This window comes from Phaeobacter sp. HS011 (assembly GCF_018101215.1).
In the GTDB taxonomy this organism is placed as follows: Bacteria; Pseudomonadota; Alphaproteobacteria; order Rhodobacterales; family Rhodobacteraceae; genus Phaeobacter; species Phaeobacter inhibens.
Genome location: NZ_JAGEUF010000011.1, coordinates 80,107 through 92,192, shown reverse-complemented (window position 1 = coordinate 92,192; position 12,086 = coordinate 80,107). Strand labels below are relative to the sequence as shown.

Annotated in this window: 14 protein-coding genes and 3 pseudogenes; 8 read left to right on the top strand and 9 right to left on the bottom strand. The window is 58.3% G+C overall.

The window, feature by feature from the left end; translation table 11 throughout:
* Positions 1-4: 4 nt before the first annotated feature.
* The gene (locus tag J4721_RS18085) at positions 5-607 is read right to left on the bottom strand and encodes an SCO family protein (protein WP_232617642.1); all 603 of its coding nucleotides are present in this window, start codon (positions 605-607) and stop codon (positions 5-7) included.
* 172 nt (positions 608-779) lie between these two features.
* Here J4721_RS18085 and J4721_RS18080 point away from each other — a divergent pair, with 172 nt between their 5' ends.
* The 7 genes and pseudogenes from J4721_RS18080 to J4721_RS18050 form a co-directional block, all read left to right on the top strand.
* Positions 780-1,208 carry a helix-turn-helix domain-containing protein gene (locus J4721_RS18080; RefSeq protein WP_039965742.1) on the top strand — a complete coding sequence of 143 codons (429 nt, stop codon included), beginning with the start codon at positions 780-782 and terminating at the stop codon, positions 1,206-1,208.
* A 1-nt stretch (position 1,209) separates the two neighbouring features.
* Positions 1,210-1,536, top strand: coding sequence for a YnfA family protein (locus J4721_RS18075; RefSeq protein ID WP_009807984.1), 327 nt, complete (start codon positions 1,210-1,212; stop codon positions 1,534-1,536).
* A 198-nt stretch (positions 1,537-1,734) separates the two neighbouring features.
* Entirely contained in the window at positions 1,735-2,331 is a 597-nt protein-coding gene (locus J4721_RS18070; protein WP_009807985.1) for a cation transporter, read from the top strand.
* Positions 2,332-2,426: 95 nt separating this feature from the next.
* The gene (locus J4721_RS18065; RefSeq protein WP_092465208.1) at positions 2,427-3,182 is read left to right on the top strand and encodes a transglutaminase family protein; all 756 of its coding nucleotides are present in this window, start codon (positions 2,427-2,429) and stop codon (positions 3,180-3,182) included.
* The gene (locus J4721_RS18060) at positions 3,172-4,089 is read left to right on the top strand and encodes a cation diffusion facilitator family transporter (protein ID WP_009807987.1); all 918 of its coding nucleotides are present in this window, start codon (positions 3,172-3,174) and stop codon (positions 4,087-4,089) included. The genes J4721_RS18065 and J4721_RS18060 overlap by 11 nt, the downstream gene beginning before the upstream one ends.
* On the top strand, positions 4,086-4,643 hold the full coding sequence (locus tag J4721_RS18055; RefSeq protein ID WP_009807988.1) for an isoprenylcysteine carboxylmethyltransferase family protein: 558 nt from the start codon (positions 4,086-4,088) through the stop codon (positions 4,641-4,643). Before J4721_RS18060 ends, J4721_RS18055 begins: the two co-directional genes overlap by 4 nt.
* 140 nt (positions 4,644-4,783) lie before the next feature.
* A pseudogene (locus J4721_RS18050) lies at positions 4,784-5,237 on the top strand (L,D-transpeptidase); the annotation flags it as partial.
* Positions 5,238-5,262: 25 nt separating this feature from the next.
* On the opposite strand, the pseudogene J4721_RS18045 reads toward J4721_RS18050, so the two are convergent.
* The 3 genes and pseudogenes from J4721_RS18045 to J4721_RS18035 all read right to left on the bottom strand — a co-directional run bounded on the left by J4721_RS18045 (position 5,263) and on the right by J4721_RS18035 (position 7,911).
* Positions 5,263-6,801: pseudogene (locus J4721_RS18045) on the bottom strand (ISL3 family transposase).
* Between the two features lie 155 nt (positions 6,802-6,956).
* A pseudogene (gene petA / locus J4721_RS18040) lies at positions 6,957-7,280 on the bottom strand (ubiquinol-cytochrome c reductase iron-sulfur subunit); the annotation flags it as partial.
* A gap of 106 nt (positions 7,281-7,386) precedes the next feature.
* Positions 7,387-7,911, bottom strand: a complete 525-nt coding sequence (locus J4721_RS18035; protein ID WP_038008363.1) for a hypothetical protein — start codon at positions 7,909-7,911, stop codon at positions 7,387-7,389.
* Between the two features lie 27 nt (positions 7,912-7,938).
* On the opposite strand from J4721_RS18035, the gene J4721_RS18030 reads away from it, so the two are divergent.
* Positions 7,939-8,553, top strand: coding sequence for a Crp/Fnr family transcriptional regulator (locus tag J4721_RS18030; protein ID WP_052068523.1), 615 nt, complete (start codon positions 7,939-7,941; stop codon positions 8,551-8,553).
* 5 nt (positions 8,554-8,558) lie between these two features.
* On the opposite strand, the gene J4721_RS18025 is transcribed toward J4721_RS18030, so the two are convergent.
* Genes J4721_RS18025 through J4721_RS18005 form a run of 5 tightly spaced genes read right to left on the bottom strand, consistent with a single transcriptional unit; the run spans position 8,559 to position 12,029 of the window.
* Positions 8,559-9,011 carry a DUF411 domain-containing protein gene (locus tag J4721_RS18025; RefSeq protein WP_009807995.1) on the bottom strand — a complete coding sequence of 151 codons (453 nt, stop codon included), beginning with the start codon at positions 9,009-9,011 and terminating at the stop codon, positions 8,559-8,561.
* Complete coding sequence (locus J4721_RS18020; RefSeq protein ID WP_009807996.1) at positions 9,008-9,919, bottom strand: sterol desaturase family protein; 912 nt, start codon at positions 9,917-9,919, stop codon at positions 9,008-9,010. The genes J4721_RS18025 and J4721_RS18020 overlap by 4 nt, the downstream gene beginning before the upstream one ends.
* A gap of 6 nt (positions 9,920-9,925) precedes the next feature.
* Complete coding sequence (locus J4721_RS18015) at positions 9,926-10,912, bottom strand: cation diffusion facilitator family transporter (RefSeq protein ID WP_038008366.1); 987 nt, start codon at positions 10,910-10,912, stop codon at positions 9,926-9,928.
* Between the two features lies 1 nt (position 10,913).
* Positions 10,914-11,576: a TVP38/TMEM64 family protein gene (locus J4721_RS18010; protein ID WP_038008367.1), complete on the bottom strand. Its 663-nt coding sequence runs from the start codon at positions 11,574-11,576 to the stop codon at positions 10,914-10,916.
* Positions 11,577-11,579: 3 nt separating this feature from the next.
* Entirely contained in the window at positions 11,580-12,029 is a 450-nt protein-coding gene (locus J4721_RS18005; protein WP_024099407.1) for a DUF6010 family protein, read from the bottom strand.
* Between the last annotated feature and the right edge of the window lie 57 nt (positions 12,030-12,086).

Genomic DNA, 12,086 nt, shown 5'->3' with positions numbered 1-12,086 from the left:
TCGGTCAGATCCTCTCTTCCAGATCGGCGAGAATCTCTTCAGCGGACGTGCCATAGGGCCATGAGTCTGCAAAGCCTGCCTCGGGGTCGAATAGAAACAGATGTGACGTGTGGCCCATTGTGTAGCCATCCGGAGCTGTAGCCTCTTCGATGCGTTCAAAGAAGATCGGAAACGTTTCGGATGTAGCGGCGATCTGTTCGGGCGTACCTGTCAGCCCGATGATGTTCGCATCGAACAGCGGAACGAATTCGGCGAGTGCCATGGGCGTGTCCCGTTCGGGGTCGATGGTTATGAAAATCGGCTGGACCCTCGCGGCATTGTCGCCCAGACCGTCCATCACCGCCGCGACCTCAGACAGTGTCGTCGGGCAGACATCGGGGCAGTTGCTGAAGCCGAAAAATACCAACATCCAACGCCCCGAAAAGTCTTCTTCCGTGCGAACCACACCTTGGTGGTCCGTCAATTCGAATGCAGCGACAAACGCTGGATCGTTGTCGGTTCGGGCGCGGTCAGCGCGATAGTCCGACCAGAGCAAAAGCCATACGAAGGCAAGCGACGCGACGCCTGCCAAAACCCAAAGAAATTTCTGTGCCGATGTAAGGGACAAACCTGCGCGCCTGATTTTGGTTCTTGATTATTGTCGCGTTTACATCCTCTAGCTACTAGAGGTTCAAGCGCGAAATCACGTTGTGGCTTAAACTCACGCGTCTGTGAATCCGGCACTTGTCTATTGGGGCGGCAAAACCTACAAAGACTGTAACTTTTTCATGGAGGCGAAGATGCTCACGATCGGCACTCTGTCAAAGAAGACCGGCACAAAGGTGCAGACCATTCGGTACTACGAGCAGATCGGGCTCATGCCCGAACCTGGCCGGACTGAAGGCGGACAGAGGCGCTATGACAACGCACAGCTCGACCGACTGTCCTTCATCCGCCATTCGCGACAACTCGGCTTCTCGCTTGATGCGATCCGCGAGCTGCTCGACCTCAGCGACCAGCCCAATCGGCCCTGCGAAGAAGCCGACGCGATTGCGCGTCGCCAGCTAAAGCAGGTGGAGCAGCGCATGGCCCGTCTGAAGGCGCTGCGCACCGAACTGAAACGCATGGTTCACGAATGCAGCGGTGGACGTACTGCCGATTGCAAGGTGCTTGAGGTGTTGCGGGATCATTCCGAATGTTTGACCGAACATGACGAGATCGGCGCCTGAGATGCCTGCCGCGCTTGCATACCCGCTTGCGGCCTTGGCCGAGATCGCCGGGTGTTTCGCGATCTGGAGCTGGTGGCGCCTCGGCGCATCCGCGGCTTGGCTCGTACCCGGTATTGTAGCCTTGGTGGTATTCGGGTGGCTTCTGGCGCAAGTCGAAACGGTTGCTGCGGGCCGCGCCTTTGCCGCCTATGGCGGAGTCTACATTGCGGCTTCGGTACTGTGGATGTGGCTTGCAGAGGGTCACAGACCGGACAGGTGGGATGCGCTTGGCACAGCCGTTTGCTTGCTCGGCGCAGCTATAATACTGGCCGCGCCACGAACCAATTGAACTTTATGGTTTGAACTTGAAACCGTCTCAAATCGCGATCTCATCGCCCCATAAAAAGGGCTATGCTCTGCATTGGTTGGGGCGCCTGCCTGAAAGCTCCCGACGGTCGTACGTGGAACTGACCATCAATAATCAATCCGGAACCCTGATCTGCCAGAGAGGTTGAAAGATCATAGTTCACAAATTGGAATGGGAAGTATGGCGGCAGAAAAACGAGCAGAAAGACGCACACTTTGGATCGTTCTCGGTCTCAATATCAGTCTTGCTGCGGCCTTTTTCGCAACTGGGACCTTCGGGGATTCCAGTGCCCTGATCGCCAACGGGCTCGACAACCTTTCAGACAGCTTGGTCTACGCAATCAGTCTGTTTGCATTGTCGCGGTCTGCGAAATGGAAACGTGGCGCGGCGAATGTCTCGGGCGGCCTGCTGATCGTGTTCGCCATCGGGATCCTTTATGATGCTTGGCGCCGCTATGTCGGTGGGTCGGATCCCCTTGGCACCGTTATGATCGTCATGGCGCTGATCGCGGCGGCCATCAACTCAGTTTGTGTCTGGTTGCTCGCTCGGCTCAAAGATCCGGACGTCAACATCCGCGCGGCCAATACTTTCAGCTGGAACGACTTTGCGGCAAACCTCGGAATCGTAGTCGCAGGTGGCCTCGTTGCCTGGCTGGGAACGAACTGGCCCGACCTAGTCGTCGGTGTGATTATCGCCGGGATCGCGGCCTGGGGCGGTGTCAATATCCTACGCGACGCACACGGTGAACACCACAAAGCAGTTCACACGGACAAGTAGTTGCGAGAGATCGTTTCTAAAAGAAGGGGTTGAAGCTACAGTAACTATAGAGACTAGTCTGTTCCAAGACGATTCGAGGAGCGACTCCGTTGCAGATAACCAACCCCCTACTTGCACCCACCAAACTACTGGATTTTGATGCCGCGCCTCTTGCGCATCTAATAGAGAGCCGCAGCTGGCGCGACTTATCCGAATACGATCGGATCGGAGCTGCCTATGATTTCGTTCGAAATGAAATTGCGTTCGGATACAATCGAGCTGACGACATCCCCGCATCCGAGGTACTTTCCGACGGCTACGGGCAGTGCAATACGAAAGGCACGCTCTTAATGGCGCTGCTGCGTGGTGTTGGCGTTCGTTGCCGGTTGCATGGGTTTACGATCCACAAAGGCTTGCAGCGCGGTGTTGTCCCAGAGTTGGTGTATCCGCTTGCTCCAGAGGAAATTCTCCACTCGTGGGTAGAGATCGAATTTCAAGGGGCCTGGATCAACCTTGAAGGCTTCATCCTGGATGACGCTTTCTTCGAAGTCCTGCAAAGATCGTTCTCGGACACGGACAGTCTCTGCGGTTATGGCGCGGGCACGGATTGCCTTGGCGCGCCTCCCGTCGCCTGGAACGGAGAAGATACCTACATTCAGAAAACCGGCATCGTGCAAGATTTCGGCGTGTACGATACGCCCGACGCCTTCTATTTGTCCCATGAGCAATCCTTTGGAAGGCTGCGTGGTGCCCTTTACCGTCATATAATACGCCACTGGATGAATGCGCGCGTACGTGGTTTCCGCAGCGGCCGCCTGAAGACTGACCGACGCGCGACACACGCGCATGAGGAGCCTGCCAATGCCGCATGATCACGGGCACGCGAATATCGATCCGAATTCTGGGGATCGACGGGTTGCGATCGCGATCTGGGCGAATGGGCTACTTACTGTTGCGCAAATCGTCGGGGGCATATTGTCGGGCAGTCTAGCACTTATCGCCGATGCGCTGCACAACTTTTCCGATATGGCCTCGCTTGTCATTGCCTTCGCCGCGCGCAAGATCGCGCGCCGCCCGGCCGATGAGCGCATGACTTTCGGCTATGGCCGGGTCGAAATCGTCGCTGCCCTGATCAACTACACCACCCTGATCGTGATCGGCTTCTACCTGATCTACGAAGGTGGCATGCGCATGATTGATCCACCCGAAGTCATGGGGTGGACCGTCGTCATTCTCGGTGGAATTGCGCTTGTGGTCGACACGCTGACCGCAATGCTGACCTATTCGATGCAGAAGGGGAGCGTGAACATCCGCGCGCTGTTTCTCCACAACCTTTCGGACGCGTTGGCTTCAGTGGCCGTCATAGTCGGCGGGACGCTCATTATACTTTATGATATGCGTTGGGTGGATCCGGCCATCACCATCGGCATCGCGCTCTACATCCTGTATCTGTCCTTCACCGAAATAGGGGCCCCAATTCGAACCCTGATGCTTGGGAGCCCACCAGATATTGATGGAAATGACGTGGTCAGAGCGATCCAGATTGTCGATGGCGTTGTGGACGTGCATCATGTCCACCTGTGGCAAATGCAGGAGAACGCTGCGGCATTGGACTGCCATATTGTTGTCGAACGCGACCGGATGGGTGAGGCCGACAAAATTAAAGAAAACGTCAAATCGGTGCTGCATGAACGTTTCTCAATCGAGCATTCCACGCTTGAATTCGAAGCGACCGACAATGCGCATCAGGAGGCGCAGGTGTTCGGACACCGCTCATGACGATTGCCCAAGGCATACTAGTGGTCGTAGGCCTGCTGTCCGGTCTGGTTTTGATTGGTGCGCTCCTTTGGTCGATCGTCCGCCCGTCCAAGCGCATCTGGCCTCCAAACAGAGAGCATTCAGTCATACCAATCATTGCATGGGGCCTCACATTGGCCGTGTTTGGGGCGGTGATCGGTTTGGGCATCGTGGATTGGAAATCCGCTTCTATGCCCAACGCGCTCCGTTGGGCAGTCGGGCCGTTCTTGATCGCAATCGGAAATCTGATCGCCTGGTGGGGGGCATTCATCATTGGACTGAAAGCCACCAGTGGGGTGAGAGACGAGCTGATCACTTCGGGTCTCTACCGTTTCTCTCGGAATCCGCAGTATCTTGCCGACATGGCCATCCTAATAGGTTTGGGTCTTCTCTTCGCCTCACCTTGGGTTTGGCCTGTCGTCATCGTTGGAGTTGCCGCGCTGGCCCTTGCCCCGCTCGCAGAAGAGCCATGGCTGTGCGAACAATACGGCACCAAGTATCGCAACTATTGCGCTGAAACACGTAGATATCTCTAGTCTCGCCGCCTCACGAGAACGTCATCAATTTTCGGTTGAAGCTCTAGCAGCTAGAGGTCGTATCCGTTCATCAACAAAAGGGCGAGGCAAAGTATATTACTGATTCAAAGAAAACACGGTGCCAGTTCGTCTCGACAACTATGATCGGACTTCTGGGAACACCTTCCCTTCTCCGTGCTCAGGAGCAGGAGCCCTCGGCGGTACGCAGAAATATTTCTGTCCTTCAGTGCGGATCCCTGGCAAGACCACTTCGATAACCTTCAGCACGGTGCAATTATGTGCGACATTGACTCGCGTGCAGTCCAGTACTGGTCGGAAGACGAAAGTGTTTACAAACTCTACCCTTCAAGTGTCCCCGCCTCGGAAGAGCTGACCCGCCGAGGATATACAGAGGTTATAAGGAAGGTGGAGAGGCCCAGTTGGCGGCCCACTCCATCAATGAAAGAGCGCAACCCCGAATGGCCTGACTATTGGCCGCCGGGTCCTGACAACCCGCTTGGAACCCACGTGCTTTATTTGTCGTGGCTGTATTACCGGGTGCACGGGACCGGGGACACACGCAAGATCGGGCGCCAGTCATCAAACGGTTGTGTCGCGTAGCCTTTAATTGGGCTCTGCCTCAATCTGTGTGGCGGAACGGTAGCATTCTCGCCCGCAACAATTCTGGACCGGCTCGGCCGTACATGGCGCGCTTGAGGGTTTTCAGGCGGTTGATCTGACCTTCCGCCTGGCCGTTGTTACAGGGCATCTCGATCGCCTTTTTGACCACATTGAAGTCCCGGTTCAAGGTGCGGGCGAAGCGCACAATGGGCGTCAGGCCGGTTTCGATGGCGTCGTCGATCCATGCAGGGAGCGGACCCGCTTGGCGGCCACGCATGATACCGTTGAAACGCATGGCGAGGCTGCGCATCGTTGTGAAGGCGGGAGAACCGGCTTTGAGCGTGTCGACTTTCCGCGCCTGATCCGAGGTGAGCTTTCCGCTGGGTTTGATGCACAGCGCGGCCGCAATGACCGGAGAGATCGCATGCCCCGTTTCCGGGCCCCGGACCGGCTCCAGGATCTGGTGCTCCACGGCGGGGCCCTTCGTTTGCTTTTCGGCTCTGCGCCCGCCCGCCCCCAGCCGCTTTTAATGCGACTGACTCCCCTCGTAACCACGCTCTTGGATCATACGGTACAGGGCGCTGCCTGTTCGAATGCCGTCCTTCCAGCTTTGGCTCAGGAATTCTTCAAAGTACCACGGCGAAGTCGGTTTCAAAGCGGCCTGTTTGCGGTCCGGTGGCGTCTCGAACTGCAGCCATTTCGCGATGCTGCGGCGCGGGAACCCTGTTCGTCGCCCGATCTCGCTACAGTTAAGCCCCTGATTTCGGAGCGCATGGATGGTGGTGAAAATCTCTTCCCGAGATGTCCTGTGCGCAAGGCGTGACTTCAGAAGGCTGCCGGCTGCGGTGATATTGTCGGCGTCGGCCAGCAGCGCTCTGCCGGTCTCAGGGCCGTGGAGGTTCATTTGCTCCTCAATGGCCTGCCGCAGGTTTTGCACGATATGGAACCGATCAGCGACCTGCTTCGCCTGCGGTGCCCCTTGCCGTGCAGTCTAGGCGTAGAGACCACACCGATCTCTGCTAATCACTTTCACCTCGGGGTGTCGCTTGAGCCAGTTGGTGCAGGTGACGACATCTCGATCCTCAAGAATGTCGATCACCACGCGACGCTCCAGATCCACAATGATCGTGCCGTAGGTTTGCGACTTCCGCCAGCTCCAGTCGTCAATCCCGATGACCGTCGGCGGCTTGGCGGTGCCCTGAGCACGCTTTTTCAACTGCCTGAGCACCGTGTAATCGCTGACCCCAAGGCCCAAACGGTGCAAGAGCCGTTCGGCAGGCCGTCCGCCGGTTGCATGCCCAAGATGACTGACAATCTCCCCGACACGCGAAGTGCTACGTGCAAACGGATGCGCAATCGAGGTGAGTTGGTCTGCGAAAGTCCGGCGTGGGCAAGCGGGTGCCAAACATCGCCAACGGCAAATCGCGAGATCAACCGTTACCTCCTCTCCATGGGCGGGATAATCCTGCAACCGCCGACGCCGCCAGCCGTGACGTCGGCGTGAATGCAATCCACAGTCTGGGCAGATGCCGCTTGGTGTCAGACTGCCCGATACGATCCACCCGCCGAAATCACTTCGCTCAACGCATTGAACCGAAACTTCGGCCCCGGGCGACCAATGCTTCTTCGAGCTCACAACCATCCCTCCTGAATTTTCCTGTTTCAGGATAGTTGCGCCACACAAAGTGAGGCAGAGCCCAATTAAGGGCTACGCGACGCCAGCGCATCGGCGGGCAGATTGGGGTTGCGCGCCTTGCCGTCAGGCTGGTCAGAGACCGCCTCTGCCCGAGCCTGAGCCATTTCTGCCTCTGTGCGATGACGGATAAAGACAGGTTTTCCGCGCCAGTTGACGGTCAATTGCGTTCCAGGCGCGAGATCGGAAATGTCGACAGTGATCTGTGCCAAGGCGCGGACATCGGCGGAAGGGTTCATCTGGTTCACCAGTGGCCAGAGCGCGGCCCCTGCGGCCACGACCCCCGCCCCGGCCGTTGCGTAATACAGGAAATCCCTGCGCGCGGTATCCTCTGACGCTTCCATCACGGGACATGTGTCCATGTCTCCCGCGCGGGAAGGTCAACACGCGAGATGTAACGTTTTGTCAGTGCACCTCTCTACGGATCAACAAACAAGCCGTGTCGGCGCGTCAATGGTGCGGGGCTGCGCCTTTTGCCATCATGAGGTGGTGCTCCTGGTGATGCGCCCCGATGGTCATCAGGCCAAAGAAACCAAGTCCCTGAATCTGAGCGGCATCGCCATCGACACTGAGCGCCACGCCATCTTCGAGTTCCTCCGTGACAACGTCCCAGCCGGTTTCAGCCGCAAGAAAGGGCGCATGGGCGGGCACCATGGCGCGGATGGCTTCGAGAACACGGGGGGTGCCCCGAATCTCGAACCGGGCCCCTTCCGGCCGCAGGGTGCGGGTGACCACGGCCTCTTGGGTCAGAAGATCCATATCGACCAGATGGCGGCGCAATCCGTCGATATCGACCCGCTCCCAATCTGTCTCGGGATCGGCCTGCAGGATCGCAACGATCTCCGCCAGGGCGGCAAAGGCCGATTGCCCGGTTTCCTGCGGTCCACCCATGTCATGGCCAGTCGCGGAATGGGCGTGCTGAGCGGCCACGGGTGCGGCCATCAGTATGGCAAGGAGGAGGGAAATGAGACGCATGGACGGGTCCTTCAATGGGATGCTGTCATGTTTACGCTAGCAGGGGCGGGCGTATCGCAATATGATTGCAATCATATGTTGCCAGCCCCCTATGATCTTATCCCGAGTTCAGCCCTGCGCCCTTTTTCCGGCGCGGTTGGCGACATCATGTTTCACCAAGGCGGTCCCACCCACGGTCTCTATGTCGTGCAAACCGGGCGCGTGTATCTCGAGCGGGTCGGCCCAGATGGCGAGCGGTTCATCATTCACCGTGCCCAAGCCGGAACAAGCTTTGCCGAAGCTTCCGTGTTTTCAGAGGTCTATCATTGCGATGCTGTTTTCGTTCAGGCAGGGACGCTGATCCGGATCGAAAAGGATGCCGTTTTGGACGCCTTCGCCGACCCTGAGTTTGCGCGCGCTTTTGGTCGCCAGGCGGCTCAGCAGATACAGGCACAAAGACAGATGCTTGAGATCGTGGGTATCCGGCGTGCAGAAGACCGGGTGTTGGCGGGGTTGGTCGCGGGCCTGCTCGACGGCTCCGTGATCGAGTTCGCCGCCCGATTACAGCTGAGCCATGAGGCGACCTACAGGGCCTTGCGAAAGCTTGTGCAGGACGGGCGGGTCAAAAACCCCGCCCGCGGGATTTATCACCTGCGCCCATGACCCGATCAGCTGTGGCTCGCGAAGACCGAGGTCACCCCGTCGGAGCCGACAAGCAAGGTATCAAAAGTGTCACCAGCCCCGGGACCGCCCATGCCGGGCGAACTCATCGGCATGCCGGGAACCGTCAACCCGCGCGCCACCGGTTGTTCTGCCAGCAGCCGCGTGATGTCCGCGGCAGGCACGTGGCCCTCGATAAAATAGTCACTTATGATCGCCGTGTGACATCCAGCAAGTTCCGGAGCGATTTGTAGCCGGTCTTTGAACGCATAAAGCGCATCCTGATCGACATCCTGCGCCTCGACCGTGAAGCCCGCTTGCCGGACATGATCGACCCAGGCGGTACAGCACCCGCAGGTGGGGGTTTTCAGGACTTTAATGACCGGTTCTGTGTTGGCCAGTGCTCGCAGGGGGAGTGTGGCAGCCGCTCCGGCCAGCAAAAATGTGCGTCTTTTCATCATGTGTTCCTTTTTGAAGTATCCGAGACCGTAGAACTGTGTGTTTGAGAGTCCAGAGGCTGTTCCTGCTCTGTCGGCGAGAGGGCGGGTGCATCCAGGGCGTGCCCGCTTGCCGGCCCGCGAAGGGGCTGGATCAACATCTTGTCGACCCAGAGGTCGCGCGTCGTGCGAAACTGCTCGATGCCGATCGTCATTCCCTCGTGGCCCTTCGCGGGCTGGGCAACGTAAGTACCCATGAGGCGGTCCCACCACGGCAGGTTGAAGCCGTAGTTTGAGTTGGTTTCGCGCGGATCGACAGAATGATGCACGCGGTGCATGTCGGGTGTGACGACGATCCATCTGAGCCACCGGTCGACTGGTCTCGGCAGGTTGATGTTGGCATGGTTGAAGAGTGCCGTGGCGTTGAGGATGATCTCGAACAACAAAACCGCGACGGCGGGCGGACCAAGCGCTGCGACCAAGCTTAGCTTGATCGCCATCGAGATAAGGATCTCAATCGGGTGAAAGCGCAATCCCGTTGTGGCGTCGAACTCGAGGTCCGCGTGGTGCATCCGGTGCAGACGCCACAACGTAGGGACGGCATGGAACATGACGTGTTGCAAATAGATGGCCAGATCGAGAAGCAGCATGGACAGGACAACGGCCAACCAATACGGCGCGCCGATAGTGTTGAATAAACCCCAACCCCGCTCCTCGCCCATGACCGCCAGACCAACGGCCAGGATTGGGAAAGACAACCGCAGGATCGCCGTATCGATCACGACAAGAGCCAGATTGTTCGACCAACGGATGACACGCGGAATGTCACGCCGCCGACGCGGGGCGGCGAGTTCCCAAAGCGCCATGGCGGCCAGCACACTCAAAAACGCCGTCAGACGAATCTCCGGCTCTGCGGCAAGTATCGTGTCCATCACAGTCTATGGCCCTTCTGTGTTAGGGCTTGGGTGCGGATGCGCATCTCGCACATCAGTCTTTTCTTGCGCAGCCTTTGCAGCCGCTATCTGGACTATATCAACATCCAGCGCGTGGCGCTCGTCGAGACACTCGGTTTCGAGCTGCAGCGTGACCATGTGAAACCCATGCTGCTCCGTCAGCCGTCGATAGGCCCTGTTCAGCAAGTGCGCGGCCTCGGCGGGTGCCCTATGGCGGATATGGGCGGAAAACGCGTGTTTGCCGCTGGTCAGCGTCCAAGCATGCACGTGGTGAACATCCACAACCCCGTCCTGGTGGTTCAGATCCGCCATCACAGCGTCGAGATCCGTTCCCTCGGGCGTGCCTTCCATGAGAATGTGGACCGCTTCTTTGATTACGCCGACGGAGGCCCAGAGGAGAACCACCCCGAACGCCATGCCGAGGATCGGGTCGATCGCGAGAAAGCCGGTGAACTCGATCACGAGAGCGGTCACGATGATCAGGAGGCTGCCGACAAAGGTCTGGATGATGTGCCAGAGCGCGCCGCGGGCATTCAGATCGTCTTTGCTCGATTGCCACATCAGCCCCAGCGAGATGACCTCTGTGACCAGGCCACCGAAGGCGACCCAAAGCATTGGGCCCGTGGCCAGGTGGATCGGATTTCCGAGCCGAATCGCGCCCATCCAGATCACCAGAAGCGCCATGCCGAGAAGAAAGCTGCCATTCACCAGCGCGCCGATGATCTCGGCGCGGTACCATCCGAAACTGCGCGCCGAATCCGCTGGACGGCGCGCAATCCGCTTCGCGATGATGGCCACGAGAACACCGCCAACCGCCGACAGGGTGTGAAACGCATCCGACAGGACGGCGATCGAGCCGGTCCAGAGCCCGACGGCGAGTTCAATCATGAAATAGACGCCGGTGAGCCAGGCAGAAATCACAAGGGCCTTGCCGGAACTCGGCATGTGTCCAGCGTGAGAATGATTGGCCATATCAGCTCTCCTCCCGTTGCGTACCGGTCTTTCGCGTCGCGGCAAAGAGAACCGACAGGCCCGTAAAGCCACCGAGCGCAAGCGCGGTCCATGTGGCGGTGCGGGCATCTCCGTTCATCGCCTGGCTGCCCATGTGAGCGAGCAAAAAACTTGCGGGAATAATCCCGGCCATCGTGGCCAGCGCGAACCTCCAAAGATGCAGCTTGCTCAGACCTGCGGCGTAACTGATCATATCGAAGGACAGAAACGGCAGCAGGCGACTGCCGAAGACCAGGAAGGTCAGAGTGTTCTGGGACCCGAACAGGCCTGCGTTAATCTTCTGACCGAGATGACGCTCAACGAAGGGACGACCCAGGCCGCGGGCCAGACCAAAGGCGGCAAGCGCACCGAGTTCCGCACCTAGAACGACGAAGAGCGTCCCGTACGTGTGTCCATAAGCCGCTCCGGCGGCGAGTGCGATCGGCGCCGAGGGCAGGGGGCTTGCCACGATAGCGATTGTCATAAGCGCCACGATGACAATTGGTCCGGCAAGACCTGCCGCCTCGATCCAGCGGTCAATTTCCGCGCGATCCGGCAGGCGAATGTCAACGCCAAGGACGTCCGGGAAGGCCAATGCGACGACTCCCATCAGGAACACCGCAATAAGAAGAACGCGCATCATCATGGATCAAAACACGGCATAGAGCAGAACGAAGAACGTCGCAGCCAAAAGGTCAAAGGCCACGCAGAATGGAATATACCAGTTCGGAATCCGGGCGAGACGATAAGAATTGTGGTGTGACATGTCCCAAAGGGCGTGCAGGGCCAAGCCCAAGGGGAGGAAGGCCCAATGCCATATCAGCCCCAGGAAGGCTGCCGAGCCGAACAAAAGGGCCACGGCGAGCTCTGCCCAGAACACGCGCGCTCTGCCGTCCGCGGCGCCAAAGCCGATATAGGCACCGCCAATCAAAGCAAGCGTGATCGAAGCAAGAGCTATCGAGCTCTTTTCATCCAAAAACAAGTGAGCCGGCATTGAGAGCAAGACAATCAACACGCCAACCCATACGGGAAATTTCAAGATATCCCCGTGTCGATGGTGCGATAAGTGATCGCCTGTCTTTTTGAAAATCTGTGCCATGGCTTGGTACCTAGGGATTCCAGCAACTGGAAGGTCAAGGGTTATTCATCCACGCGC

Bases quoted from the DNA above. Each gene is read 5' to 3' on its own strand.
- J4721_RS18080 (WP_039965742.1), top strand. From the start codon at position 780: ATGCTCACGATCGGCACTCTGTCAAAGAAGACCGGCACAAAGGTGCAG.
- J4721_RS18075 (WP_009807984.1), top strand. From the start codon at position 1,210: ATGCCTGCCGCGCTTGCATACCCGCTTGCGGCCTTGGCCGAGATCGCC.
- J4721_RS18070 (WP_009807985.1), top strand. From the start codon at position 1,735: ATGGCGGCAGAAAAACGAGCAGAAAGACGCACACTTTGGATCGTTCTC.
- J4721_RS18060 (WP_009807987.1), top strand. From the start codon at position 3,172: ATGCCGCATGATCACGGGCACGCGAATATCGATCCGAATTCTGGGGAT.
- J4721_RS18055 (WP_009807988.1), top strand. From the start codon at position 4,086: ATGACGATTGCCCAAGGCATACTAGTGGTCGTAGGCCTGCTGTCCGGT.
- J4721_RS18035 (WP_038008363.1), bottom strand. From the start codon at position 7,911: ATGCGTCTCATTTCCCTCCTCCTTGCCATACTGATGGCCGCACCCGTG.
- J4721_RS18030 (WP_052068523.1), top strand. From the start codon at position 7,939: ATGTTTACGCTAGCAGGGGCGGGCGTATCGCAATATGATTGCAATCAT.
- J4721_RS18025 (WP_009807995.1), bottom strand. From the start codon at position 9,011: ATGATGAAAAGACGCACATTTTTGCTGGCCGGAGCGGCTGCCACACTC.
- J4721_RS18020 (WP_009807996.1), bottom strand. From the start codon at position 9,919: ATGGACACGATACTTGCCGCAGAGCCGGAGATTCGTCTGACGGCGTTT.
- J4721_RS18015 (WP_038008366.1), bottom strand. From the start codon at position 10,912: ATGGCCAATCATTCTCACGCTGGACACATGCCGAGTTCCGGCAAGGCC.
- J4721_RS18010 (WP_038008367.1), bottom strand. From the start codon at position 11,576: ATGATGATGCGCGTTCTTCTTATTGCGGTGTTCCTGATGGGAGTCGTC.
- J4721_RS18005 (WP_024099407.1), bottom strand. From the start codon at position 12,029: ATGGCACAGATTTTCAAAAAGACAGGCGATCACTTATCGCACCATCGA.